The organism is Massilia sp. Root335 (genome assembly GCF_001425685.1).
Lineage (GTDB): Bacteria > Pseudomonadota > Gammaproteobacteria > Burkholderiales > Burkholderiaceae_D > Telluria > Telluria luteola.
Genome location: NZ_LMCY01000008.1, coordinates 58832 through 85377, shown reverse-complemented (window position 1 = coordinate 85377; position 26546 = coordinate 58832). Strand labels below are relative to the sequence as shown.

The window sequence follows — 26546 nt, the reverse complement described above, 5'->3', positions numbered from 1 at the left end:
GCCCGGTAGAGCGCTACGTTCGGGACGTAGAGGCCGGAGGTTCGAATCCTCTCACCCCGACCAAAATCCACAGTAAAATCAACAACTTACACCATCGTTGATTTCCTAAAAGTACTACAGTATCCTGTGTAGTACTTTAGTTAGGTTTCACACGTCCGTTTTCCTTTGATATCAACGCAGTTGGGCCTGATATTTTTGGAATCGCGCCAGTAACGAAATCGACCTCAAGCACTCCCCCTTCCCTTAGCAAATCAACGCGCACTGGACAGTCTAACGTCGCTACGCGGGTATCCAGACAAGCTCAAAATCTACCGAATCGAAGCAAGCCCGTTCTGGCAAGTCAGGTGCTTTGAAAACGGCAAGACGATCAAGCTGAGCACAAAAACCACAGACAAGCAGGAAGCCATCGAGTTCGCAAAGGCGACCTACAACCCGATTCTGCACGCGCAAGCAACGGGCAAGGCACTCACGCAAGGCACTCGCTTCGACATCTGCGCGAACAAGATGCTTGAAGCGCAGAAGTCGCGAGTGGAACGCGGCGAGCTTTCCAAGATGGCGCACGACAACGATATCTACATGCTCAACAAGCGAATCTTGGCCGAGTTCGGGGCAATGGAGCTTGCGAGTATTTCGTTCGCCGCCCTGCAAGACTTCGTTGGAAAGATCGGGGTCGACCTGGCACCGTCCTCCATCCAGCGACACTTAGGTATCGTGTACAAAGTCATGGGGTATGCGCTTCACCGCCAACTGCTCCTTACACTTCCGAACTTCCCGACCATCAAGAAAAAAGACGAGCCACGGGGATGGTTCCCTGATGCACAGTATCGAGCGCTCATCGCTAGAGCAACCGAGCTTGTCGCGATATCCCTCCTATTGTTAAACGTCGCAATCGTTTGATTGAGAGGAAGCCGCCACCGTTGCCCGACGAGAAGGCTTTACTTGCCAAGCAAGCGGCCAAAATCGAAAGGGTGGCGTCAACGGCCGCGACCGATCAGGCCAAAGCTGAACAGCCAGCCAAGGAATGCAAGGCACTGCCTCCATTTGACATGCTTGATCTGCCCGATGCAATGAACAAGATGGGTTTTGTTGTGGGGCCAAGCTTTCGCGGCGGTGGTTCAATGGTAGAAAGCACAAATTAAGCAGTGACCCGGCATACACCTAGCAAGTGTCGCTTCACACGACACTTGCCACATTTATGCAGTCATAGATGACGCTGTAGCCGGTGCGCTCTCATGTTACTGACCGAGCGCAACAAGTCGGCAATTTCCCCAAGCTAGCTCAGCAAGCGGTTATCATACATGCCATTATTGCATCAGCGATGATGTCTTGATGAGCACGGGAACCTGCATGAGCAAAACGCTTCGTAGTCTTGAAAACCTCCTTATCGACTATCAGCACTCCCGCATCCTGCGGCTGATTTTCCCCAATCGCGACGAACCGAAATCCAGGTTACTGGTCAACAGGCTGGACGCGGACGAAGGGCTTTCGCGCGACTTCGAGTTCACTGTCGAGCTACTATCCGACAACGCCTCGCTCGAACTGAAGGACGTCCAAGGCAAATTGATGTCTGTGGAACTTGTGCGGCAAGACGGCAGCCTGCGCTACTTCACCGGCTACGTCTTCAGTTTCCGATTTGTGAAGACGGATGGCAATGTCGCGTTCTACGAAGCCAAGCTCGGGCCATGGCTGAAGTATCTGGCCCTGCGCAAGAACTGCATGCTGTTCCATGGACTGAGCCTATACGATCAAACGAGGAGTATTTTTCGCGAGTACCGCGCTCTGCCTCAGTGGGAATTGCGCGGCCACGCGGAAGACCCTCCGATGACCGAGGCGTGCCAGTTCGACGAGTCCGACCACAACTACTTAAGCAGACGTTGGGAGGCTGCGGGTTGGCACTATGCCTACGAACACACGGCCAAGGGTCACAAACTGATACTGAGCGACGATTCGACCTACGCCAAACCCATCGATGGCGTGGAGATCGCATACCAGCGTCATACCGGCTCGCAGGAAGAAAACGGCATCCATGAATGGTCGGGCGTGCGGCATATCGTGCCTGCGAGCGTGGCCCTAACGTCCTTTAATTTCAAGGCACCTCGGCAGCAAAACGTTGAACTGCCGACGCGAAATCGACAAGGCATGGTACTTCGTAAAGAGTACTACGAATACGCGGGTGCCTATGGCTTTAAGGATCATCAGGACGGCGACCGTCTCGCGAAGCTGCGCATGGAAGAATTCGAACACGCGGGAAAGCTGTTCGAGGCCGTAGGTAACAATCGCCACGTCGTCCCTGGCTACTGGTTCCGGCTGACAGGCCATTTCGACGGCGGAAGCAAAGAAGACCGGGAATTCCTCATCATCGAAGTGCGTCACAGTGCGAGCAACAACTACCACGTGAACGACGCCAGCCGGCCCCACTACGAGAACCGGATCAAGTGTATCCGCAAGGTCATTCCGTGGCGTCCCGGTCGCGGCTTCAACAGCGTAGAACCGAAAATCTACGGCCTGCAAACGGCCACCGTCGTTGGACCGAAGGGCGAAGAAATCCACACCGATCAGTACGGGCGCGTCAAAGTCCAGTTCCACTGGGACCGCGAAGGCGCGAACGACGAGAAAAGTTCAGCATGGCTTCGCGTCGCTACCCCTTGGGCTGGTTCCAACTTCGGCATGACCTCAATTCCGCGTGTCGGCTCAGAAGTGATCGTGCAGTTCTTGGATGGCAATCCAGACCGCGGACTCATCACCGGCATGGTGCCGAACGCCGCCAACATGCCGCCTTGGAATCTGCCTGCAAACAAGACCCAGAGCGGCATCCTGACGCGTTCCACGCCGAAGGGCAGCTACGGCAACGCTAACGCGCTGCGCTTCGAAGACATGAAGGGCCGGGAACAGCTCTGGCTACACGCTGAGCGCGATCAACTTACCGAGGTCGAGCACGACGAGGATAAATGGGTCGGCAACGACCGCCGCAAGACCATCGACCACGACGAGACATCGCACATCAAACATGACCGCACCGAGACGGTAGACAACAACGAGACCATCACTGTTCACAACAACCGCATCGAAACAGTCGATAAAAACGAAACCGTCGATATCGGCGGCAACCGCGTCAAGACCATCGGCAAGAACCGCAAGGACGACATCGGCAAGAATTGGTCGACTTACGTTGCCCGGATGAAGACGGAAACGGTCGGCATGGCCTACATGCAGAACGTCGGCATGGGCCGCATGGAAAATGTCGGCCTCGCCTACAACCTGAATGTTGGCACGATCATGGCCACGGTCGTCGGCATCAACCAGATTACAAAAGTCGGCAAGACGATATCGATCACGGCAGGCGATGAATTGTCGATCACGGTCGGCGCGGCAAGCCTTCGAATGACAGCGGACGGCAAGATATCCATCAGCGGCACGCAGATCGCCATCGAGGCATCCGGGCCGATGGAAATATCAGGCAAAGATGTCGATATCAACTGACCGGGCCGCGCATGGAATTTCGAAACCTCACGCCTTACCCCTCGATGGCGTTCGATGCCCTCGACCAGCATGACCAGCGCTTCCACGTCGGCGTCATGCGGCTCACCTTCGAGTTACAGCACGACGGCAAGTTCTTGCTCGCGCCGGAGCAAACGCCGCTAGTAACGTCGGATGAGTACTACGGCGAAATGAACCGCTCCAGCGTCAAGCAGGAATCCGACCTTGCGCCGTACAAGCCGCATACCGACGTGATCGTCATCGCCGACGCGCACGCGCCGCAGGGCCGCGCGACCGGAGAGTTTGCCGTCGCTCTCAAGATCAACGGCCCGCCTACCGAGCCGGATTTGCCGCCTGAACCGCACGGCCTGAATCCATCATTTCATGCGTCGCCCGAACGTATGGCCGAATGGCGGCAGAAGTGCGCCCGTTTGACGGCGCAGGCCAAACAAGGACCGCTCATTCTCTCCAAGATACTTACGATCACGGGTGCTCGCGAATGGCGCAAGCGTCCTGCCTTCATACGGGCGCTGACCCTGTTCACGCTCCCGAAATGGAAGCTGACAGCACCGCAACCTATCACAACGCTGCCGCTGCGCTACGAATACGCCTATGGCGGTGAGAACAAAATACTCGTCACCGAGCGGTCAGCCAAGCGCGTGAGTAAAAAACATCGCTTGCCAGGCCTAGTGCCGCAGCCCGAGAACGCGGCCACTGGCGATGCGCCGCAAGCAATCGCCCATACGGTATGCGAGCGAAACCCGGTAGGCCGTGGCTTCGCGGAAGACTGGTATCTTCGCGCGACGAAACTAAAGCGCGTGCCAGCGCCGCAAATAGAGCCCGCTAACCAGCCCATGGCGCGCTTTGGCGACGAATGCGAGCCAGATGGCTTTGGCATCATTGGGCGTGCCTGGAGGCCGCGCCTGGGGCTGGCAGGCACCTACGACCAGCAATGGCTGGAAAACCGCCACCCAAGTTTGCCCGCCGATTTCAATTTTGCGTACTGGAACGGCGCACCCGCCGACCAGCAAGTTGTCCCACATATGGATGGCGACGAAACCATTACGCTGTACAACCTTTGTCCAGCCGGTACAGGGACAACACAAGACGCATGGGGCAACACGCTCCTGCCGTTCGCTCTGCCGGGACATCTGCCGTTCGTGCTAGTCCGTTTTGAAGACGGACGCATTGGCGAACTCGCGGCCAAGCTCGATACGGTCATCATCGACGTGGCTCCCGACGCTAACAACCCGGACAAAAAGCCTTCCGTCGTTTGCGTGTGGCGCGCTACCGTCGCTTCCGAACCTGCCATACGGGTGCTCGAAGCGCGAATGCTGTCACGCGCTGATGTGGACGCGCTGCGCGAACAGGCTCAAAACCTCAAGGCTCCGCAGTCGGCAATCCAGTCGAACGAGCCCACACCAACCATCGCTTGAGAGGAATATATGCCAACTGGTGCCCGTAAAAACAGCATCTTCAAGGCCGTAAGCCTCGTTCCGAACGTATGCAAGACACCAATGGGGCCGAACATGGTACCTGTTCCCTACCCCATCATTGCTGACCTGAGTAATAGCGTCGAAGTCGCAAAATCGGTCAGGTTCAATGGCAATCCTGTCTTCCTACTCAACGACAGCGTGGTGACGAACGTGACCGGCAATGAGGCCGGAACAGGCGGCGGCATGAAATCCGGTGTCAACAAAGGAAAGGTTCGTGCTACGCAAAGTGCCAACTCTGTAAGGGCAGAGAAGAAATACGTTGTGCGCCATGGCGACGAGTGCGACATGAATCTGGCAAGTTAAGCCATGAGTACGAAGGGGGTAATCCTAGAACAGGCTGAGCGGTCTATAACGCACGTCGAACCGCATGGCGGCGGAGCCAATCTCGCCACGAGCCTTGAGAACGCCGCTGAAAAAACCATGTGGCAAAAGTCCAGCCCTTGGGTGCATGGAGTGTTAGGTGTAGCCAGCTTTGTTCCCGGCCTATCAGTAGTGACCGGTGCGGCGGATGCGGCGATCTACGCGGCTGAGGGCGATCTTGTCGAAGCGGGCATCGCGGCGGCAAGTATGATCCCAGGCGGCAAGGTTGTGACGACGGTGGGTAAGGTCGCCAAGGGCGCAGTAGGGATGGCGAAAGGCGCAGGCACGGCTGCAAGGATCGCCAAGGGCGCGCACGAAGCGGAAGAAGTCGCCAAAGCTGCGAAGGCAGCAAAGGACGCAGAGGAAGCCGCAAGAGTTGCGCGAGAAGCCAAAGCAGCCAAGGAAGCCCGAGAAGCCAAAGAGGCAGAAGAGGCGCGGGAAGTTGCATCTGGTCCCAAAAAACCAAAAAAAGAGGTGACCGTAAAGGGCCGCGAGCATAAAGTGCCTTGTTTCCATCCGTTTGATAAGAAAAAATTCATGCGGATGAGTAAGGACGAACAGAAGGCATACTTAAAGGAAATGGCCGCGCAGCTCAAACGTCAAGAAAGCGCAATCAATGAGCTGAGCGCAACGGATTACAAAGCGGCACGAGACGCGTTTAAAGCACTAAACCGCAATCCAGCCGCGGCTGCGGCACAAGAAACTTTCAACGAGAGAGCATTGTCGAGAATTAGCGCAAGCATTCGCGCCAGCCTGCGAAAAACGGGAATGAGCGCTCAAGAAGCAAAAACAGAGGCCGCCGCGCGCGCTAAACAAGTGATGGACAAGTTAGCGGCGCTACATGATCCTGACATGGTGGCTGGGGGTTGGATGGACCCGGAGCCGAAAGGGCACGGACGCCGAGATGTAAACTCGTCGATTGGGGCAAGTTGGAACCAAAATGACCGCGTCGCCGGCATGGATCGCGAAGCCGAGAGGGCAATTAATAGCGGTCGAGGCGAGCAAAAGATGAATGTTAAACTGGAGCCTTGCCGTGGCAAGGGAATGAGATGAGAGACGAAGACTTTGAAGTATTTATTGATGAATTCGGTGAGGCGACTCACAGGACCGATGTTCCAGCAGAGGCCATCCAAAAATGGAAAGGCAAGCTACCCGATCAGTTATTAACATACTGGAGGGAAGAAGGGTGGTCCGGTTATGCAAATGGCCTTTTTTGGATTGTTAATCCAGACGATTACGAAGACATTGTTGATGAGTGGCTAGAAGATACTTCGCTGGAACAAATTGATGCATTCCACGTAATCGGTAGAACGGCATTCGGCGACCTTTATGTTTGCGGCGAACGCAGCGGCGTCAATATGACAATAAGCTGTCCTATCAACGCAATTTTTTCCCTACCAAAGGACTTGAAGCCGAAAAGCAAAGAAGATCAAGATTGGTCGGTCCGATCTTTTATTGGATTAAGCATTAGTGAATGTGACCTAAAAGACGAATCCGGGCGTCAACTCTTCCAGCGGGCTCTGAAAAAATTAGGCCCACTTGAACCAGACGAAGTTTATGGCTTTGAACCTGCTATAGCTGTAGGCGGGAAAATGCGACTGGAGAACCTTGGGAAGCTCAAGTTAGACGTGCATCTGACTATCCTTCGACAGCTTGCGTCACCGACACTTCCATTCTCAAATGTCGAAATCGAAAAATTACTCAATTCTTAGCATTTTATGTTCTACAAAGAAATGAGTTTTACTGATGAAATGGCCTCTTCATTCCCGGAGCGGAACCCGCTTCCGGGCGTGTTGCGGCAAGCCCTACAATTCATGGAAGAACACGGCTGCGTTCGGACGCGTCGCGACGGCGTTCGCTATATGACCTTGTACCCCAAACCCGAACACAGCGACCTAGCAAAAACAGGTTTTTTCGTACCTGACCCTGCTGATACCGCACAGTGGACAAAAAGTGATGATCCCGAGGTAAACGACCGGCTAGCGATCTTTTTGCGAACCGGCGGCGATGGATCGTGGGCTGGACTTTGGCGAGATGATAATGGTCAGCAGCGAATTGTTCATTTAGGCTCAGGGTCTGGCTCGGTAATGCTCTGTGTGCTCGCCGAAAATATAGAAGACCTATTACGTTTGTTGGCGATCGGTTACGACGAACACTGTTGGCCTGATCAGTTCGAATTAACGCCAGATGAGGTACGAGAGGATGAATACGACGATGATGACTACCCGCCGCCACCGCAACTTTTCCAAAATTACGTTAAAAACATACTTGGGCTGAGCATTCCTGCGCGCGGATCGGAAGTCGTGGGCAAGACCGTAAGTATGGACGAATCTGAATCAGATGATGATTTCTGGAACTGGCTGAAACGCCTTAACGATTAATGGTGCAATGCATGGGCTAAATACTTCCAGAACAGCGGAGGTATTATGTCGCACTCTTTTCGAACTGGTCAGGACGGAAAAAAGGTAAAAATTCCACACGGCTACACATCGCGGCAAGGTCGTGATGGTCGTGTCGTCGCAGTGCCGCCCGGTGGGACATCGCGCGAAGGCCGGGATGGTCGAGTGGTAGCAGTTCCGCGCGGCGCGACTTCTCGCGAGGGCAGCGACGGACGCGTTGTGGCTGTACCAAAGGGAGCAACGTCGCGGGAGGGTCGAGACGGCAGAGTCGTAGCAATTCCGCGTGGTCGCCACGGTGCCGAAGGGCCTGATGGCCGCGTTCGGCTACTGCCAAAGCGTTAGCAGACGAGCTAACGTTTGCCCATCAGTGGCGGTTCTCGCGACAATAAAGTGTTCCTGGCAGTGTCGCTTAGCGCGACACTAGCCGAGTTATTCAAAGCGAGGATCGGACGATTCTTCCAGTAATGCCGCAAAACTGCACTCCCGCAAGCGGTTTTCTAACATGTCATGCTCAGGAATATCTATTTCCACAGCTCTGTAGTAACCTTCTACGTCAGTATCGTCGAAGCCCGTAACGCGGAAATCGACCGGAACTATACACCGTGCAAAGAGCTCTGCCTTGGGCGACTTTCTCAGCGTGCTGATTATTCCGTCGACTACCGAGCCTTCCGGGCCTACCTGGATCGGCATTTTTAAAGTGTACTCTTCGAGCCCGCGCGTCACTCCAAAATGGATCCCACCCGAAATAACGTTATATAATGTATCCCTGTGACAGTAGCATATATCGTCATCATATAAACCTTCGCGCAAGTAGGAGTTTGTAACAACCAGACCAAAGACCTTAGTTACCCTCTCTCGCAAAGAATCATCGTCAGCCCACTCAGCAATTTGACTCAAATCTTGTTTTAGGGCAGCGCATTGCTTGCGGCATTGCTTTGACTTTTTCTGGAGCCGATCTTCTATATCGAAAAACTCGTAAGCTTCGGCTGGCGAAGGAAGGGAAGCAGTCTCGATGACAAATGCCGTATCATCGATTACAACCAACAAGTCTATTTCCTCGTCAGGCTTTTGGCGCGGATGCAAACTTGTTCCTATGAATTTCATGCGATCCCGATGGGGGCTCTTTGCGATGGCATCACGTATTGCCTCAGCCAGTAAGCTTTCGTTAGCAGGACCTTTTTTCTTAAATGCAACCGTAAGCACTTCATGACTTTTTGACCAAGCATTCAACAGACGAGCTTGATGTGCGCCTTGCAACGGCCACCAGAGCAACAGCACATCGTCCCCTGCAGGCAGCAAGGGATTGTCCCATAGTGCAGCAGACTTAGATGGTGTGAAACTAAGAAAATCAAGACACTCTTTTACCCTATCTGCGGACAATGCAACACACTGTTTAATAGTTGCGATTATCTGATCGCGCGACAATCGGCTCTCGACAAGAACTGATAGCTCATTCTTATCTTTCACAATATCGAGGGGCCGTGCTAACTGATAAATTTGGGCCGCCATCGTGGACAACTCGCCCCAGATGACCATGATTTCTCTGATATGAAGTCCCACTTGAGGATGCATTTCTCGTATAAAGGTCCCCAGCGACGCATCCTGCAATATGCCGTGGGAGTAGCGTGTTTCAAGCACTAATTTTCGTTCCTCCTCAGGCACGAGAAAAGCCGGCAGTGGTTGGACGAGCAGACGCCCTTCAAGCAGTCGCACGTAAGGAACAAAAACGTTGTTATCGAATGTCTCGGGATTCTCCCTCTGAAAGCTATCGATCGACCTTGCCATCAAAGCAGGCCGTCTCGCTAAATCAACGGTTGCGCGTACCGCCAAGTCGCTTGCGAGTTCATCAACGAAGTAGCTACGACAGTCATGGGCGACCACGACGGCAGTTCGCCACCAAATTACCGAGTCCCATACACGTTTAATCGACAAACTGTGCTGAGCTAGATCCATGAGATTGCCGAGCACGTCTTCGATAGTCATCCCAGCGCGCTGCGCGCTTTCCAGTTTTCCGAGTCCGCCAGCACGTCCGAGTAGCTTCAACGCGGTACCGATGGCATCTACGACAGCCTCCATTGGTGGTTGAATTGCGTGGGAATTTCCCGCTGCGTCAGTGAAGCATCGCATTTCTCTAACACGTTCGCTAGCAATAAGCTTAACCCCTTCCATTGCCTTTTCAAGACTCTGGAATACTTGAAGTTGAACCTGGTTTATTCGCTCCGAGAAAAACTGGCTTAAATCTTCAATCGTTCGGAAGTGAAGGTTTTCGGAAAGTCTCTCAACGCTTGCATGAACTCGCCCAGTTTGATGAGCGAGCATGAGCCCTAGTAGATAAACATTATGATCGTCGGGACTACCGTCGCGTTGCGCCTCATATGCCTGTTGCCACACATTCTTATCAAACCCGTACCCTGTGGGATTAGGTATCGATTTTGGTTTCTGCCGGATCGTTTCGATAAAGCTCAATCTCATGAAAAGTCTCCTTCCATCTATAATTGGGACACGATGACTATACTTCCAATATCTCGACTGCTAAAGTCGATGCCAGCCAAGCACGCACGCTCCGAGTCTCAAAATGCTGGATCGTGGGTTCCGGGTGGCCACTTTTCCAAGGAAAGGAGCAATGGGCAAGTCACAACCTTGCCGTAGAAAAGTGAGCGGTCAGGTTTTGGTGGCTGAGTTCGGTTTTTATCGTAGCGTTGCTGTTCTCACCATGCGCTAGTGGCCTTACCCCGTAAGTGTCGGTTCGAGCGACATTAACCTAGCACAGCCGCAACGTTACTAGAATACTCATGGCTTGCTTCAAGTTGAAGGCATGGCTTGAATCAATCATGGGAACGTCACCCAGGCACGCTACCTGCTGCCGCGCTTGGTCAATATTGACCCACAACCGAAGCCGCTGGCTGTAACGAAAACTTGGCATACGCGAAATTTTGATGCATCATGCCAACTCTGTCAGCGGTGTTCAAAGGTCGAAGATGCAATTAGGGTCACTCTCTCGTGTAAATCTGCGCAATGTTTGGACGCATGAAGCTACAGATTTCACTCCCTGGCTTGCAAGTCCCTCCAATCTCGCAATAATGAGTGATGCCGTTGGGCTTGACCTGGAGCTAGTCAGCCAAGAAGAATTTATCGGTCCTTACCGCGCCGACATCATTTGTAAAGATCGCCTTAGCGGTCAGACTGTCCTCGTAGAGAATCAGCTTGAAAAGACCGACCATCTTCATCTCGGGCAAATCCTAACATATGCCGCCGGGATCGAAGCGAAGACCGTGATATGGGTGGCATCTCGTTTTACTGATGAACATCGCGCAGCGCTCGACTGGCTAAATGAGATAACGAATGAAGAGCATGAGTTTTTCGGCCTGGAGATTGAGCTTTGGCGGATTGGTGATTCTGCCCCTGCCCCTAAATTCAACGTAATTTCGAGTCCGAATGAGTGGAGCCGAAGCGTTAAGGAGGCTGCTTCTTCGAACAAAGTTCACGGACCGCGACAGGCAGTCTATTTGCGCTATTGGCAAGCGTTTCACCAATATCAAAAAGAACAAAACCCGTCGATCAAGGCACCAAAACCATTTCCGCAGCAATGGCTGACGTTCAGCGCTGGCCGAACGGGCTTCTCCTTCGAAACTATCGTTTCGTGGGAAGGAAGAATGTCAGTTCGGCTCTATGTCGTATGCAATTCTCCAAGTCCAAAAGCTATTTTTCGGTATTTTCACAAACGCAAAGACGAGATTGAGGCCGCAATGGGCCACGCGCTTGAATGGGCAGACATGCCTGAGAAGAAAGGGATTGGCATTGGTTTGATTCGCCATGACTGCGATATCGAAGATGAAACCCGCTGGCCCGAATATATCCAGTGGCAGGCACAGGCCTTAAAGAAACTCGACGGGGTCTTCCGACCGATGATTAAATCATTGCCAAGCGACGTGTTGTGAATATGTCAATTATTCGACCGACATTACATTGTCGACCAAACGAAATTCTTTTGTTTTCGATTACCCAGCGGTGTAGTACTCACTGTAGTACAAAAGCCAGAAACCATTTACCTACGGGCTGTATTTCAAAATCCTCATTATTCGGGACGTAGAGGCCGGAGGTTCGAATCCTCTCACCCCGACCACCTCCCCTCTTCCTTCCTGTTTTAGTTGCGTCATGTTATCCATGACACAAGGGCGCAATTCGGCAGTCTGGCTTTCGCTCCGTCAGCCGGCGACGCTGGCGTTGCCGCTACCGATGAGCTTGCTGCCGCATTCGGTCTCGCATCCCTCCACCGCCACCGCGATGCCATCGACGGACAGCGTCGCGTGCGCGGTCACGATCCTGTTCTCGCCATGTCGCGGGCAGTCGACCTAGTCGCCGCGCCGCGCAACAGGCTTGCCCCCTACGTCGTGCGTCGGCGAACCGCCGAGCACCGTGCCGCCGTGGTCGGTCCTGTCGCCGACCACAATGATTTTCAGGGACATCGTCACTTCCTGAGCATCACGGCGGCGCCGTGCGCGGTGAAGCCGCACGTCGCCGGCAAGGTCTTCTTCATGCGCGGATCGTCGAACGAGACCCAGAACTCGGCGCCCTTGCCGCGCACCGGCATGCCGAAGACCACGCCGTTGGGCTCGTCGTAGAAGGCGCCCACCGGTGCGCCTTCCTTGCCGTCGGCGCCTTGCGGGTTGTAGACCTCCAGTTCGACGCTGTCGCCGTTGTCGCCGTTGTCGTCGTAGCCGGCCACGGCGTGGCCCTCCCGCCGGTACGTGCAACCGGGGCCGTCCTGGGTGTAGCGGTAATCGAAGGACGGGACGCCCCGCTTGTCGACACGCCAATGGCTGATCGTCAGATGACGGGTCGCGGCCGCGTCCCTGGCGCTCAGGTCGACCGTCCCGGTGAAGCCTTGCGCGGCAGTTGCCAGGGGCAGCGCGAACAAGAAAAGCAGATGGTTGCGAATGTGATGTGTCATGCGGTCTCAGTGTGTGGTTGCCGCCGTCAGCGGCGCGCCGTCCGCCTTGACGTCGTGGAGAATGTAATCGTCGTCATAATCCGGGTAATTGCCCGGATAGCGATAGCAGACGACCCAGGCTGTCGGCACGTGGCTGTGCGTCACGGCGCTGTTGTTGCCCTGGTTGCCACCCAGCGTCGCGAGGCGCACGCCCGCCTTGTCCCGTCCCGCCACAAAGGTCACGTGGTGACGGCCGTCCGGAAAGCGGATCAGGGCCACCGCGCCGAGCGCGGGCTTGTTGCCGCGGGTCGCGCGCCCCCAGTTCCGAAATGACGCGGCCAGCGCGTCGTGCGTCCCCTGATAGCCCGCCTTGACGAGGCACCAGTTGCAGAACGCCGCGCACCACGCGGTTTCGTCCGTACTGGCGTCCTTCTTGTTCAGGCTCGTTTCCTTGAAGTACTCGATGATATGCGGATTGGCGGCCCTGCCGGGAACTCGCTTCACCTTGGCCTTGAATTCCTCTTCCGCCACCTTCATCCACGGCGCCTTTACCGACGCCATCACCTCGGTTCTGGGCTTGTCGGCCTCGTCGCGAAAATAGGCAACGTGCAGGGCACTCAGGAAATCGTCGAATCCGCTTCCGGCGGCGGCGGTTGCCGGCGCGGCATCGTGGCCATCCACGACCGGAATGCGCAAGACCTGGTCCGGCCGGATGACGTACGGCGACCGGATGCCGTTCAGGTCGGCGATTGTCTTGTAGCGCACCTTGTAATGCGCCGCGATCGACGACAGCGTCTCGCCCCTGGCGATCGTGTGGGTGGTCGTCTTCACCGTGCCGGGCGCCGGTACGGCCGGTGCGACCGCAGGCCTGGCCGGACCGGACGCGGGCGGCTTGTCGTGGACCCGCGTGCTGGTCGGCACCAGAACGGTCGGCGCCAGCAGCGTGACCGTGAGCGACTTGAGGGGATCGGGAATCACGACCGGTTCAAGTTCTGCCCATTCCTTGCGGATCGCGTCGAATACCTTCAGCACGATGTTGTCGGTCGTCCCCGGTGCGATCCGGACGGCGATGGCGCCCTGCGCATCGGTCACGGTCTCGGTGCTGCGCGGACCCACCGCCACGCTGACCTTCGTGTTGGCGAGGGCGGCCTTGGCGCCATCCTTCAACAGAATCTCGGCGACAGGAAGTTGCGCGCCGCAGCCCTGCTTTTGCGCCGCAGCCACCGCGCGCCGCATCGTGCGGCCATTCCACACGTCCTTCAATGCCTGCACATAGTTTTCGTCGGTCGCATAGCCGGCCTTCTTGAGGGCCGCCGCCTCCTTGGCGAAGTCGCCCACGGTGTCCTTGTCGAACAGGCCGGCCTTCGTATAGATCGGATTGCTCTTCAAGAATTTCGTGCGGTCCTTGAGACTGGCAAGCACGGTCGGATAGACGCGGAACGGCGAATCGACCCAGATTTTTTTCCCGCCCACTTTCTCCCAGACGTGGAATACCTTCGATTCGCCGTCCCAGCCGGCGCTCGCCTTGATGTTGAAGATGTTATTGGTGCCGGGCAAAACCTTCTCGCCCCACCCGGTCTCCTGCGCCGCCTGCGCCAGGATCAGTTCCCAGGAACAGCCCGTTTCGGCGGCCACGGCGCGCGCCGGGCAATACAACTGCCGGATGAAGGCAAGCTTCTGCTCGTAGGTATAGGTTTCCTTCGTCATGCTACTGCCCTTTCGCGACCGCCTGCACCAGCAGGCTGCCGTTGCCCTTGCGTGCAATCACGACCAGCTTGTCCTCCAGGGCCAGCACGTAGGCGGGCTCGCCGGCGACGCCTTTGACGACCGTCTGCGCACCGGTCTTGCGATTCACGGCCACGAGGCCGGACGGATCCTGCGACCTGCCGCAGGCCGAACGGACCGCGTACACGGCGGCCGCGTCGGCGCTGGCAGAACCGGTCTGGCACCAGGCGCCGGCGACCTGCAAGTCTTCCCTCACCTTGCCGTCCGGGCCGACGACCGTCAGGTGCGTCGTCTTGCCGGCGTAGCCGAGCGAGACGATCTCGCCCGCCGGCGTGACGGCGGTGGCGATGTCCTCCGCCTTGCCCTTCTGCGGCCTGACGCTGAACTGGTATTTGCCGGCCACGATCTTCGACACGGCGTAATCGTCGGCCAGGGCGTCCGCCGCTGCGTGGGCCGGCGCGAAATTCCCGCCCAGGTAGGCCGTGTGGCCGTTCAGCCTGACCACCGAACCGCCCAGGTACGCGCCCGTCGCCAGATTGCTGAACGATGCCGCTTGCAGGGCCGGGTCGAGCTTTGCGAAGAAGATCGCGTTGGCCTGGGCATTCGCCGTCACTTCTGCGGTCCGTCCCGCCACCGTCACGCCGCCGGCGTCCGCGTCGATGTCGTACACGAAGGCGTTGCGCACGCTGGTGGCGAGCTCCTTGCGCGCGATGAGCTTGCCGTTCTCGCCGAAACGGTAGACCCAGGCCAGCCCCTGGTTCAGCGACTGCTCGGCATGCGTGTCGACGTTCGCGGCGACGTACACGTCCTTGCCGGATACGCGGCAGGCCATGAAGCGGACGGACGCGTCATCGTCCGGCGCATCGACCGTCTGCTGCCACACGATCCTGTTGTCGGCGGGGCTGTACACGGCCACGAGGCCACGCGTGCGCAGGTCGCCATCCGGATCCATCGTCTGCCCCACGATGCAAACATTGCCGCCGGCGCCCTGGCGCGCCTGCGCGACGAAGGTGGACATATGCGGCTTGCTCAGCACGACGGGAGCGGCCAGCACCTGGCAGCAGGCGTTCAGTGCGAGCAAGGGAAAAAACAGGAAGGACGGTTTCATGATTCGGTTCCGGAAAGCGGCGGTGCCGCGGGGTTCAGGCGGTGATGTCGTATCGGCTCAGATCGGGATCGTCGGCGTCGTCGTCGCCCGGGACGATCGGCGCATCCTCGTGATCGGCGTAGTCGAACACGAGAACGGGACCGCCGGCCGGGCTGCTGATCTCGTCGACGCGCTCGGTGACGATCTGCTCCCACTTGCCGGCGTTGACGTCGAGTTCGACGGCGGCCGGCTGGGACGCCTCGGTAAACAGGCGGGCCGACCGGCCCTGGGCGTCCAGATTGCCTGCGCCGAGCACGGTATTGGCCTCGGACAGGAATCTGTAACGCACGGCGCGCACGCCGTCCGGCAACTTCCACAGCGCTGCGTCGACCATCAGCTGCTGGCTGTACTTGCGCGGCACCGCCTGTTCGAACGCCGCCTGCTGGACGGCGTCGATGCTGCGCGGGCCCACGAACGAATGCGTGGCGGCGTGTGCCGCGAAAGCGCCGTCGGTGCCATGCTCGATGCCCGCCTTGCTGAATTTGACGTAGCTGCCGCCGCCGCTGATCTGCACCTCGTCACGCGCGCTGATGATGATCTTGTCGGCCGTCTGCGTGATCTGCAGCTTGGCCAGCACGTTGATGCTGTCGCTCAGCGCCTTGATGTCGATGTCGCCGGCCGCCGCGATCAGGCGCATGCCGGCGCGCTGCACGAACAGGCGCAGCGATTCGCGGATGTTGGCGAACAACTTGCCGCCGGCGGCCACGGCGAGATCCTTGCCGGCCGTGAGCGCCGTGTGCTCGGCGCTCGCGACGTGCGTCGACCTGGCGCTGGTCATCGCGATGCCGGCCGCGCCGGCCAGTACCTGTAGCGACCTGCGTTTGAAACTGCCCAGACCAGCATTCCAGCCGGTTTTCGGCCAGAAATAACTGCAACTGAAGCCCCCCGCAAACCAGCATTAGCTGCAAATGAACCCGCATTTATCCGCCCCAACCAGCATTCCACCGCCGCGGACCGGGATTATCTGCAACTGACCAGGATGTTCAGCACGGCCTTGGTGTCGGCCCGGATTTCGTCAAGCACGCCCAGCCAGTGGCCGATGACGCGCTTGACGCTCGGCGCCGGCTGGGTGTCGCGCCAAACCGTCAGGATGCGTTGGTAGCCGACCAGATCGGCCCGCTGCACGCAATACGCGGTCGTCATCTGGGTTGCCTCGATGTCGGTGAAGGCTCCGGGGATACGGTGGGCCTGCTCCAGCAGCCCGACCTGGGCGGCCGTGTCGCTCTGGATGCCCCGCAGGTGCTCGATGATGAGCGGCAATCCGGTCGGATTCGGCCAGGCAAGGATTTCGATTTCCTCCGTCGTGCCCGTGCCGGTGGCAATCCTCAAGACATCGTGGACGCCCGCTCCGATCAAGTCTGCCTTTGGGATGTTCGCATGCGTCCACGGAAACAGCTCCTGTTTCTGTTCCACCAGCATGCGCAGGTCCTGCTTGAATCCCTGCTCCAAGCCGGGAGATGGGGCTTCCTGGTTGTCGGCCTCGACCATTTTCCAAATCCGCTCGATGTGGTCTTCCTGCGCGGCGTCAGGGAACAGGCTGATGTTCCATGCCAGGCAGCAGCTCATAACCGCTTTCTGCCGCGCCTCCAACTCTTCAACGAAGAGAATGTGCGGCAACATGAAGGACGAAAAGCAGGAAGCGACTGTGAATTGTTTGAATTGCATGAGTAGGATCAGATGGGTAGGCCAGCGGCCAGCATCCGGTCGCGCAGCTCCGCTGTGCGCGCCGGTTCGAGTTTGTTGTTGAACAGCGCGCGGATTTCGGCGGGCTTGGCGTCGAACTGCTCGACCATATCCTTCAGCCTGTACCCGTGGCGGGTCAGGGTCGGTTCCAGGTCGTCAAGCTGGCGAGACAGCACGGTTTCAACCAGCGCGGCCGTGACGGGCTTCTCGCCGGTCTGATAGCCCGCTTCCAGAGCCAGGGTCAGGTGTAGCTGGACTTGTAGCGGCGTGCGCAGCTTGGTGGACAGGATATCGATCGCATCGCCGTCCAGGATCGACTCGGGATCGGTGTTCGGGGCCGCGCTCGCGCCGAGCAGCCACAAGATGTACTCGCGTTGGCTGCCGGCGACGCCATCGAGCGTGAAGATATCGGTCCGGTAGCCGATTTCCTCCATGGTCGGGCGGCGCAGGTCGTTACGCAGCTTCGGATGGCCGGCAAGGATCACCGACAGTCGCCCGCCTGCGTCCTCGACCACTTCCATCAGGCGCTTGAGGCCGATGAGGGTGTGGCCGTTCAGGTCGTGCGCCTCGTCGACGAACAGTGCCACGGGCCGCTTCCCCTTCTTGACGATCTCCTGCAATTCCCGCTCGCGCTTCTCGCTCTGCTTGGGAATTTGCACCTGCTTGTCCTGAGAAAGGTCGTAGTAGAGCGTGGAGATCAAGGTGGCCAGCTTGATGCTGTGCTTTTCCACGGACAGCGACTTGGCGACGGCAACGCGATTTTCGTCTTTCAAAATCTGCTGGAGGCGACGCAACGTGACCGTTTTCCCGCTGCCGACGACACCGCAGAGGGCAATCAGCCGCCCCTGAAGGGCGGCTCCCTTGATGTCCTTGATTAGCTGCTTATGGTGGTCGGTTTCGTAGTACCCGGCCTGGCTCAGTGGTTGGGTCAGTCCGTAGTACTGCATCACTTCAACTCGCATGGTCCTCTCCAGTCTTCTTGCTTCGGAAATACTCTCGTATGCGCGCAAGAACGAGGCTGCGCGTCAGCGTCTCGCTCAGCACCTGGTCGATGACGGCGCGATCCTCCTGCGACAACTTGGCCAGCGGCTTAGCCAGCTCGTCCGCAATCGCGAGCTTGGCGGCAATGACGTTCGCATAATGGAATTCGTGCGCATCGGCGTCGAAGGGCTGTAGCGGCAGTTCGCCTGGAAGGTTCAGCGGTTCCAGGTGTAGCTCCTTGCCGGCCAGCGCCTCGATGGGGAGCTTGAGCTGGTCGGCCAGGGTGCGGATGCGGTCGGCGCGCGCGTCGGCGGCGCCCTGCTTGAAGGCGCGGTAGCGGGTCAACGGGATCGGCCCGGAGACTGGATAATACGGGCCGGTGCGCACGCCTTCGTACTCGATATACAGTTCGTTGTCGAACAGCCCCCACAGGAGCAGCACATATTCGCCGGCCATGTCCGGCTCGACTTCGTAACTGGTGCCCTCGACCGACACGCGCGCGTCGACGCCCACCCGGCGCCGTTCCGGCTCACGGGCGAAGCGGCAGTACTGCTCCCAGGTGCACATCTCCCGAATGCCATCGGCCGGAAGGTTGGCAAGCCAGTCCTCGATGCGCGAATGCTGCTCGGAGCGATGATCCTGACGAATGTAGCGCATCAGGTAGCGCAACAGCCATTCGTTGGCCTGTTGCTCGGTTTCGGGCTTGTGGAAATGGTATAGCGTCTCGTGGGCTTCCTTCACCGTGCGGAACGGCCGCTCGACTTTTCCCTTGGAGCGCGCCGTTACTCGCTCACCGTCCTTGCCGGCAGGGATGTGCGTCATCCACTCGATGCCAAGTGCGTGCATCACATTTTGGAATACCCGGCTTTTGGCGACCGGACCGTTATCCAGGTAGATCATCAGGGGCCGGCCCTGGAACGGATATTCAGGGTCCGCCTTCGGCGCCATCGCGTTGAACAGAAAGCGCAGTGCCGATTCCGCGTCCTCCCCGTAGACGCAGCGGTACTCCTGGTAGGCCACGCCGCTGCGGTCGTCCACGACGCTGTACAGCATCAGCGTCGGCTCACCCTTGCCAGGTTCGATCCAGTCCGGCTTGTCGATTCGCTTGAGATCGGACGGCGACATATCGAACTGCCAGCAGTCATTGCTATGCTCGGCCTGGAAGCGCACCGCTGGCGGTTGCCGGCGCAGGCGCGGCTGGTCGAGGTGCCAAAGCGTCAGGTACTGGTTGACAGTGCTGCGCGTCAGCACACCTTTTGGCGCGCGTACCAGTCCCTGCGCCGTCTCAACGCCATACTCCTCCAGCAACTCGATGGCGCGTTTCGTGGACAGGTGACGGCCCTGCTTGTTGGTGGTGCGCAGCTTGAGGGCGGCGACCAGCTCGCAGTAGCGCTCCAGTTCCGATTTCGGCATCACGCGCGGCTTGCCGTGATCGGTGCGGTGGACGACGCGTGGTTTCAGAAAGTCCTTCAAGGCACGGTACACCGACGTGGTGGAGATGCCGTACAGCTCGGACATGGCGCGCACCTGGGCCGCACGCTCCGGACTCTTGCGGGGAAGACGGTCGAGTCGCTGCCGCAATTGCAGCAGCGATTCGGCCGGGATCTGCTTACGCCACCCGGCCGCCATCGTTCTCAGCCTTGTCGAGATAGTTGTAGAGCGTGGATTTGGAAATCCCCATCATCTTGCAGATTTCCTCGACGGTGTGGTTGCGCTCCCGGTGCAATTTGACGGCGAGCGCGAGCTTGACCGGATCGAGGCGCTTCGGCCGCCCACCCATGCGGCCGCGCGCGCGCGCCGCGACCAGGCCGGCCTGTGTTCGTTCACGGATCAGGTTACGTTCGAACTCGGCTAGTGCGCCGAACAGGTGAAAGACCAGCCTGCCGCCGCTCGACGTGGTGTCGATGTTTTCCTGCAGACTGCGCAGCCCGACCTTGGCAGCTTCAAGTCTTTCGACCAGCTCGATCAGGTTCTTGAGGGACCGGCCCAGCCGATCGAGCCGCCAGATGACCACCGTGTCGCCGGCGCGCAGCATGCTCATGAGGGTAGCCAGTCCGGTACGATCCGCCCTGGCGCCGCTCACCATGTCCTCGAAGACGCGCTCGCAGCCGGCCGCTTGCAACGCATCGCGCTGCAAGCCCAGGTTCTGGTCGTCGGTCGATACACGGGCGTAGCCGATCAGCATGGCGACATGTCCAAGAAATCACGAAAATTCAGTATAGCTGGACTTTGAATATTGGAAAGGGATTGTGGAGGGTGCTTGCGCTTGCACTACCCTCCATTCGCCGGCCGCGCACGGGAGTCCAATAAACCCTCGTTTCTTGCACCACGCTTGACGCGTCCTAAATCGACATTGTGAAGGTCAAGCAACAATGCTCGGGTATTCCCCCCAACCAATTTCGGAGGCAACATGGCAATCGACGCGTATTTGCAGATCGACGGCATCAAGGGCGAATCGGCCGACGACAGGCACAAGGACTGGATCGAGGTGTCGCATGTGCTGTGGGGCGTGCATCAGCCCAGGGCGGCGACCGTTTCGACCGCCGGCGGCCATACCAGCGGCCGGGCCGAGCTGCGCAACATCTCCTTCCACAAGCTGGCCGACCTCTCGTCGCCCGTCCTGCTCCAGACCTGCGCCGCCGGCAAGACGATCCCAAAAGCCGTGTTCGAATTCATGCGGGCCGACGGCGACGGCAAGCCGATCCCCTACTTCAAGATCGAGCTGGAGAACGTCATGCTCTCGGACGTGTCGCCGGACAGCGGCGACGGCGGCACCATCACCGAACACGTCCAGCTGGCCTACTCGAAAATCAAGTGGTCGTACACCAGGCAGAGCATCCGGGGCGGCGCGCAAGGCAACACCTCCGGCGGCTGGGACCTGGCAGCCAACAAAGTGGCTTGACGAGGGCTGGCCATGTCGGACTTCTACAAGTACTTCAAGGAGAACATGGAGGCCCTCGGGCTTATGCCACCACCCGAAAGTCTCTTTGGAACGCAGCAGCTGGCGATTGGGACCATAAGCACGATCCTCGGCTGCATCGAAAAATTCGGGACGAAAGTGACAGTGATGGAGGTGATAGGCGCGGGCACCAGGTTGGAGCAGCTGGCCGTGATGAGCGCTGCGGGCGCCGCCTACTACGTAGGCGCATTAATTGGCAGTCTTGCAGTTGCGACAGGCCGAACGCTAGCCGGCGGAACTTCGCTCGCGGATGTTCTCTATGAGGCGTCCAAGTGGAAGCTCGACCGACCGTGGGTCACGACACTTCTGCATCGGCACCCAGAAATCTACAACCCGAGTGTTCCAGGTCGAAAATACTACAGGACGTACAGGTTCATGCGATGAAAGATGCGAAAGATGCCCTCTTGCTGCTTGTGACAGGTATCGCAGTTTCCTCGGCGGCCTGGGCCTTCTGGCACTACTTGGGGAACGATGCGTTTGGCGTGCTGAATACGATCTTTCTTGTTGCCACAGTGGCAGATAACTTTCGGCTTCGCCGTCAGCTACGTGAGCGGTCCAAGTAGGCCAGGATTCACCTGTTGGCTGGCGGCTGCTGCGCAGCCGCCACGGTGAATTCGCGTGGGCTGGCCAGCAGATCGCCCAGCGACAGCTCGCCCAGGATGTAGCGCTGCAGGGCCTCCACAACGCCAAGCCCGCCGAAATCCGCGCGCTGTTCAGCAACAAACTCGAACTCGCGCGCACAGCGGAGCTGCGCGACCGGATGCTTGCCGCTGGGCTACCCACCTCATCCTACTCATGAAATTCAAACAATTTCTGGTCAGTTGCAAATAATTCCGGTTCGCGGCGATGAAATGCAGGTCGACGCGGATAAATGCAGGTTCATTTACAGCGAATGCTGGTTTGAAGGGGGCGTCAGTTGCAGTTATTCCTGGCCGAAAACCGGCTGGAATGCTGGTCGGGCCTGTTTTAAATGCAGGTTGCTACAAGTACCAGGCTGGGCTCGGACAATTCGGGGAAACCGCCCGCTGTTGCCGCACCGGCGCCTTTGACGCCGTCATTCTGCGCCTTGAGTGCCGCCGCGACGCCGGCCTGGCGGGCGGCCTTGTCTTGCGCGCCGTACTGCTCGGCCATCCCGGCCAGATCGGCCTGGGCCTCGCGCGCGGCGTCCAGGCGGGCCGTCGTTTCCGTCATGTCCTTGGCCGCGCCCGCGGCGTTGGCGCGCGCCTCGGTCGTGATCAGCATGCCCCTGCCGGCGCGCGCGACGCCCCAGGCATCGGTCGCGAGTTCCCAGCCTTCGCCGCGCGCCTCGCGGCACGTCGGGATCGTCGGACAAGAGTTCGACGGTGACGTCGAAATCGCGTGACACGTGCTCCGTCGCATCCAGTGCGTTCACCAGAAATTGTGTCTCGGGTCCATCATTGTTGGGAAACGACAGACGCAAAATCCTGTTTTGCTGCCGGTTGTCGAGGAGCCGGAACGGTTGGCTGGCCATACAAGTCCAAAGAAAACAGAGAATCAGGCCGGGACTGGCGCCGTCACAACAATGTTTCCCTTATGTAACATTGTGAAAAGCAACATTCTACCGATATTACAAGAAATTGTTGTTACTTTTGGCAACTGTGCGACACCATGCAATGCGCATGAGACATGCCGCCACAGGTCCGCCGGCGACGTACCGCCGCGCCGCAGCGAGCTGCGTGGCCGGCCCGCGACAATCCCGCCGACTGCCCATCACGATCGCGTCGAGCCACGTATCCAGCCTGCGTAGCCTCAAGCCCTGCCGGCCGCCCGTTCCTTACCATGGAACTGCAACTTGCTTGATGAACCTGGACAATGTCTTGCAGCATTGTCACCGGAGACATTGCTTGTAAATCAATGCTTGTGTAATCCCCCATGCCCAACCGCTTCGTCTCGTTCCTGCAGCTGGCACGCTGGACCAGCGTCGTCGTGACGCTGATGTACCACGTGCGCTTCCTGCTGTTCGTCGACTACGAGGACGTGCACGCGAAAACGGCGCTGTCGGCGGCGTTCTACTTCCTGACCGGGCTCGGCCATGAATCGTTCGCCGTCTTCTTCGTCCTCGACGGCATCGTGACGGGACGCGTACTGCTGCGCCGTCCGCCCGGCGCGGCCGTCGCACGGCGCGTGGGCGCGCTGTACCGGCTCCTCCTGCCCGGCCTGGTCCTCGGCGCCGCCTTCGACGCCGCCGGCGCGCGATTCTTCAACGGGTCCGGCCTGTACACGGCCTACCCGGCATTCAGCACGCTCACGCTCGGCTCTGCGCCGCTGCTGGGAAACCTGTTGATGCTGCAGCCCTTCGTCGTTCCCACGTTCGGCAGCAACGGCATGTTGTACCTGCTGTCCTATCTGTTCTGGTCGCTCATCCTGCTCGCCCTGTGTGCGCGCGCGGCATGGCCCAGGCGGATCGTGCTGCTGGCGGTCGTGGTCGCGCTCGCGCCGGCGTCATTCCTGGCCTGGGCCGCCATCTGGCTGGCTGGCATCGCGGTCGTGTACGCTGGCGCGACGCACGCCGCGAGGCCGCCGGCGCCCGTCGCCATTGCCGGCTTCGCCGGCGCACTGCTGCTGTCCAGATTCATCGGCGCCGACGCGCATTTGCTGCCGTCCCCGTTCGGCGCCTGGCTCATCGAGTGGAAATACCTGTTCGTCGGCGTCGGCTTCGCCGCCGTTGCCTGGGCCCTGTATCCGCCCCACCCGCGGCACGACGTGACGGGCGACCACGCGGCGCCACAAGCCGCGGCATTCACCTTCTTCTTCCACTTCCCCGTGATGATGCTGCTCGTCGCGGTCGCGTCGACATTCCTCGGCCAGCCACTCATGCAGCAGCCGGCGGCCGCACGCTACGGCGAATTCGTCATCCTCGTCGCCGCCTGCGTGGGCATGACGGTGCTCGCCGTGCGCGCGGGCGCCAGCGCGATGGACGCCGTGGCCGGCCGTCGCCCACGCATCGCGGCCTAGCACGAAAGCACAGCGCCAGGCCGCGTTGCCGTGGCCTGGCGCTGGTCAACCTTGCTGCGTTCCTTATTTGCCCGACGATTTCCCCGACGACGCCCGCATGCGCACCGCCAGCGCCGCCAGGCTCGAGCCGACGGCCAGGGCCACGATGCCGTTCCAGCCCCATGCGGCCAGCGCCTGGGCGCCGAGGGCACCGCCTGCGGCCATGCCGACGAACATCGTCGTCATCAGGATCGCGTTCAGGCGGCTGCGGGCTTCCGGTGCGATGCCGTAGACGATCGTCTGGTGGGCGATCAGCGTGGCTTGCACGCCCAGGTCGAAGCCGACGGTGGCCAGCGCCAGCAGCACCAGTTGCGCCTGCGTCGACAGGTGCGGCATGGCGAACATGGCGGCGAACGAGGCGACACTCAGGGTCGCGCCGAGACGGGTGACCCACTGTGGACCGCGGCGGTCGGCCAGGCGGCCGGCGAACGGGGCGGCCAGCGCGCCGACGGCACCGGCCAGGCCGAACGAACCGGCGGCGGCCGAACCGAGGTGGAACGGGGCGCCATGCAGCATCACGGCCAGCGTGGACCAGAACGCGGAGAAGCCGATCGCCAGCAGTCCCTGCGCCGTCGCGGCGAGGCGCAGGGCGCGGTGCTGCTTCCACAGCGCGGCCAGCGACGCCAGCAGGGCCGGATAGGCGACCGTGCTCGCCGGCTTGAAGCTCGGCAGCCAGCGGGCCAGGATCGCGGTCGTCAGGCCGGCGACGGCGGCGGCACCGCCGAACACGGCGCGCCAGCCGAAGGCTTCAGCGACGACGCCGCCGACGACGCGCGACAGCAGGATGCCCAGCAGCAGCCCGGTCATGACGGTGCCGACGATGCGGCCCCGATGCTCGGCCGGCGCCAAGGTGGCGGCGGCCGGGACGATGTCCTGGGCGACGGTGGCCAGCAGGCCGACGGCGAGGCTCGCGCCCAGCAGCACGGCCAGGTCCGGCGCGGCGGCAATCGCCAGCAGCGCCGCGGCCAGCAGCAGCGACTTCACGACGATGATGGTGCGGCGGTCGAAACGGTCGCCCAGCGGCGCCAGGAACAGCAGGCCGAGGGCGTAGCCGAATTGCGTCAAGGTCGGGATCCAGCCGACGGCCCGGTTGCTGGCGTGCAGGTCGGTGGCGAGTATCCCCAGTGTCGGCTGGCTATAGTAGAGGGCGGCGACGGACAGGCCGGTGCTCGCGGCCAGCAGGAAGATCAGAGGCGAGGTCAGCCTCGTTTGGACCGGTACGGCAGTCGCGGCGGTGTGTGCGATGCTCATGGTTGTTGACTCCGTTGAGTGATGTTGCAGCGCATTATGAAGATCCGCGGCATGGCCGTGTAGCAGCGGCGAGCGTCAAACTGTTATACGATAGGCGTATGAGCACAGACTTTTCGAGTATCAATCCCTCTGCCGACCGTATGATGCTGGTCGAAACCTTCGTGCGCATCGTCGATGCCGGCAGCCTGTCCGCCGCCGCGCGGGCGCTCGCGACGACCCAGCCGACGATCAGCCGCCGCCTGAAAGCCCTGGAAAAATCGCTGGGCGTGCGCCTGCTGCAGCGCTCCACGCACGCGATGAAACTGACGGACGATGGCATGCGCTGCTATGCCCGGGCAAAGGAATTGATCGCAGGATGGCAGGAATTCGAAAGCGAGATCCGGGGCGCCGTGGACGAGCCGGTCGGGATGCTGCGCGTCGTCGCGCCGCACGCGTTCGGCCAGCAGCAGCTGGTGACCCCGCTGGCCGAATACCTGGCGCGCTATCCGCGCATGACGGTGGACTGGACCCTGCACGACCGCACGCCGGACTTCATCGGCGAGGGCATCGATTGCGCGATCCGCGTGGGCGACATCCCGGATCCGTCCGTCGTGGCGATCCGGCTGGGCGACGTGCCGCGCATCGTCGTCGGGTCGCCCGCCCTCCTCGACGGCCGTGCAGTGCCGGCGCACCCGGACGAGCTGGCGCGCCTGCCGTGGATCGCCGTCAGCAATTTTTACCGCGACGAGGTGACGCTGACCCACGCGCAGCACGGCGAGACCGTGCGCGTGGACATCCGCCCGCGCCTGTACACGGACAACCTGTACGCGATGCGCAACGCCGTCGTGCTGGGCGTGGGCATGGCGATCGGATCGCGCTGGGCGTTGCGCGAGGAACTGGACGCGGGCCGGCTCGTGCAGCTCGTGCCGGAATGGCAGGCGGCGCCGCTGCCGATCTGGCTGATCTACCCGCCTGCGCGCTTTTATCCGGCGCGGCTGCGCCGCTTCATCGACATCATGCGCGTCGCGGTGCCGCAGGCGTTCGGCATCGTCGCGCCGCCGGGGCGGTGATTCGTCCCGGCGACGCATGATCCGGCGTGGTGTCCGGGACGATTCGCCCGATGGACGAATCGTGTTGCGCATGC

24 protein-coding genes and 1 pseudogene are annotated in these 26546 nt (G+C 59.7%); 13 read left to right on the top strand and 12 right to left on the bottom strand.

Translation table 11 applies throughout. The features are described from left to right. Nucleotides 1-504: 504 nt before the first annotated feature. From ASC93_RS06320 to ASC93_RS30460, 8 genes are all read left to right on the top strand, one after another. On the top strand, nt 505-897 hold the full coding sequence (locus ASC93_RS06320; RefSeq protein WP_056438848.1) for a hypothetical protein: 393 nt from the start codon (nt 505-507) through the stop codon (nt 895-897). A gap of 20 nt (nt 898-917) precedes the next feature. Beyond that, the gene (locus tag ASC93_RS30465; RefSeq protein WP_157201764.1) at nt 918-1139 is read left to right on the top strand and encodes a hypothetical protein; all 222 of its coding nucleotides are present in this window, start codon (nt 918-920) and stop codon (nt 1137-1139) included. Nucleotides 1140-1347: 208 nt separating this feature from the next. Then, nucleotides 1348-3480, top strand: a complete 2133-nt coding sequence (locus ASC93_RS06315) for a type VI secretion system Vgr family protein (protein ID WP_157201763.1) — start codon at nt 1348-1350, stop codon at nt 3478-3480. An 11-nt stretch (nt 3481-3491) separates the two neighbouring features. Next, nucleotides 3492-4913, top strand: coding sequence for a DUF2169 domain-containing protein (locus ASC93_RS06310; RefSeq protein WP_056438844.1), 1422 nt, complete (start codon nt 3492-3494; stop codon nt 4911-4913). A 9-nt stretch (nt 4914-4922) separates the two neighbouring features. Beyond that, nucleotides 4923-5276, top strand: coding sequence for a DUF4150 domain-containing protein (locus ASC93_RS29520; RefSeq protein ID WP_082547805.1), 354 nt, complete (start codon nt 4923-4925; stop codon nt 5274-5276). A gap of 3 nt (nt 5277-5279) precedes the next feature. Further along, nucleotides 5280-6386, top strand: coding sequence for a polymorphic toxin type 15 domain-containing protein (locus tag ASC93_RS29515; protein WP_082547804.1), 1107 nt, complete (start codon nt 5280-5282; stop codon nt 6384-6386). Further along, complete coding sequence (locus ASC93_RS29510) at nt 6383-7045, top strand: GAD-like domain-containing protein (protein ID WP_082547803.1); 663 nt, start codon at nt 6383-6385, stop codon at nt 7043-7045. Before ASC93_RS29515 ends, ASC93_RS29510 begins: the two co-directional genes overlap by 4 nt. 6 nt (nt 7046-7051) lie before the next feature. Further along, nucleotides 7052-7714, top strand: a complete 663-nt coding sequence (locus ASC93_RS30460; RefSeq protein WP_157201762.1) for a hypothetical protein — start codon at nt 7052-7054, stop codon at nt 7712-7714. A gap of 447 nt (nt 7715-8161) precedes the next feature. Here ASC93_RS30460 and ASC93_RS30455 read toward each other — a convergent pair whose 3' ends face one another. Then, nucleotides 8162-10204 carry a hypothetical protein gene (locus ASC93_RS30455; protein ID WP_157201761.1) on the bottom strand — a complete coding sequence of 681 codons (2043 nt, stop codon included), beginning with the start codon at nt 10202-10204 and terminating at the stop codon, nt 8162-8164. A gap of 464 nt (nt 10205-10668) precedes the next feature. On the opposite strand from ASC93_RS30455, the gene ASC93_RS29505 reads away from it, so the two are divergent. Next, on the top strand, nt 10669-11670 hold the full coding sequence (locus ASC93_RS29505) for a DUF4268 domain-containing protein (RefSeq protein WP_082547802.1): 1002 nt from the start codon (nt 10669-10671) through the stop codon (nt 11668-11670). Nucleotides 11671-11937: 267 nt separating this feature from the next. Here the strand turns inward: ASC93_RS29505 and ASC93_RS06290 are convergent. The 9 genes and pseudogenes from ASC93_RS06290 to ASC93_RS06250 form a co-directional block, all read right to left on the bottom strand. Beyond that, nucleotides 11938-12198: pseudogene (locus ASC93_RS06290) on the bottom strand (PAAR domain-containing protein). A 2-nt stretch (nt 12199-12200) separates the two neighbouring features. After that, on the bottom strand, nt 12201-12683 hold the full coding sequence (locus tag ASC93_RS06285) for a hypothetical protein (protein ID WP_056438832.1): 483 nt from the start codon (nt 12681-12683) through the stop codon (nt 12201-12203). Nucleotides 12684-12689: 6 nt separating this feature from the next. Continuing rightward, complete coding sequence (locus tag ASC93_RS06280; RefSeq protein ID WP_056438829.1) at nt 12690-14369, bottom strand: TIGR02594 family protein; 1680 nt, start codon at nt 14367-14369, stop codon at nt 12690-12692. A 1-nt stretch (nt 14370) separates the two neighbouring features. Next, the gene (locus tag ASC93_RS06275) at nt 14371-15495 is read right to left on the bottom strand and encodes a hypothetical protein (protein WP_056438820.1); all 1125 of its coding nucleotides are present in this window, start codon (nt 15493-15495) and stop codon (nt 14371-14373) included. Between the two features lie 34 nt (nt 15496-15529). Continuing rightward, nucleotides 15530-16336, bottom strand: a complete 807-nt coding sequence (locus ASC93_RS06270; protein WP_267874931.1) for a DUF2345 domain-containing protein — start codon at nt 16334-16336, stop codon at nt 15530-15532. Between the two features lie 158 nt (nt 16337-16494). Then, complete coding sequence (locus ASC93_RS06265) at nt 16495-17199, bottom strand: hypothetical protein (RefSeq protein WP_056438814.1); 705 nt, start codon at nt 17197-17199, stop codon at nt 16495-16497. 8 nt (nt 17200-17207) lie between these two features. Then, the gene (locus ASC93_RS06260; protein ID WP_056438812.1) at nt 17208-18179 is read right to left on the bottom strand and encodes an ExeA family protein; all 972 of its coding nucleotides are present in this window, start codon (nt 18177-18179) and stop codon (nt 17208-17210) included. Further along, nucleotides 18169-19803: a DDE-type integrase/transposase/recombinase gene (locus ASC93_RS06255; protein WP_200958280.1), complete on the bottom strand. Its 1635-nt coding sequence runs from the start codon at nt 19801-19803 to the stop codon at nt 18169-18171. The genes ASC93_RS06260 and ASC93_RS06255 overlap by 11 nt, the downstream gene beginning before the upstream one ends. A 4-nt stretch (nt 19804-19807) precedes the next feature. Further along, nucleotides 19808-20383, bottom strand: a complete 576-nt coding sequence (locus ASC93_RS06250) for a recombinase family protein (protein ID WP_056438806.1) — start codon at nt 20381-20383, stop codon at nt 19808-19810. A 225-nt stretch (nt 20384-20608) separates the two neighbouring features. Between ASC93_RS06250 and ASC93_RS06245 the strand changes: the two genes are divergently transcribed. Continuing rightward, entirely contained in the window at nt 20609-21100 is a 492-nt protein-coding gene (locus ASC93_RS06245; protein ID WP_056438803.1) for a type VI secretion system tube protein Hcp, read from the top strand. A gap of 12 nt (nt 21101-21112) precedes the next feature. Next, on the top strand, nt 21113-21541 hold the full coding sequence (locus ASC93_RS06240; protein WP_056438802.1) for a hypothetical protein: 429 nt from the start codon (nt 21113-21115) through the stop codon (nt 21539-21541). A gap of 582 nt (nt 21542-22123) precedes the next feature. Here the strand turns inward: ASC93_RS06240 and ASC93_RS06230 are convergent. Beyond that, nucleotides 22124-22537, bottom strand: coding sequence for a type VI secretion system Vgr family protein (locus tag ASC93_RS06230; RefSeq protein WP_056438796.1), 414 nt, complete (start codon nt 22535-22537; stop codon nt 22124-22126). 513 nt (nt 22538-23050) lie between these two features. Between ASC93_RS06230 and ASC93_RS06225 the strand changes: the two genes are divergently transcribed. After that, nucleotides 23051-24133 (top strand): hypothetical protein, encoded by a 1083-nt coding sequence (locus ASC93_RS06225; protein ID WP_056438793.1) that lies wholly within the window; start codon nt 23051-23053, stop codon nt 24131-24133. A gap of 63 nt (nt 24134-24196) precedes the next feature. Here ASC93_RS06225 and ASC93_RS06220 read toward each other — a convergent pair whose 3' ends face one another. Then, on the bottom strand, nt 24197-25423 hold the full coding sequence (locus ASC93_RS06220; protein ID WP_056438789.1) for an MFS transporter: 1227 nt from the start codon (nt 25421-25423) through the stop codon (nt 24197-24199). Between the two features lie 98 nt (nt 25424-25521). On the opposite strand from ASC93_RS06220, the gene ASC93_RS06215 reads away from it, so the two are divergent. Further along, nucleotides 25522-26472 carry a LysR substrate-binding domain-containing protein gene (locus ASC93_RS06215; RefSeq protein ID WP_056438787.1) on the top strand — a complete coding sequence of 317 codons (951 nt, stop codon included), beginning with the start codon at nt 25522-25524 and terminating at the stop codon, nt 26470-26472. The last annotated feature ends 74 nt before the right edge of the window (nt 26473-26546 follow it).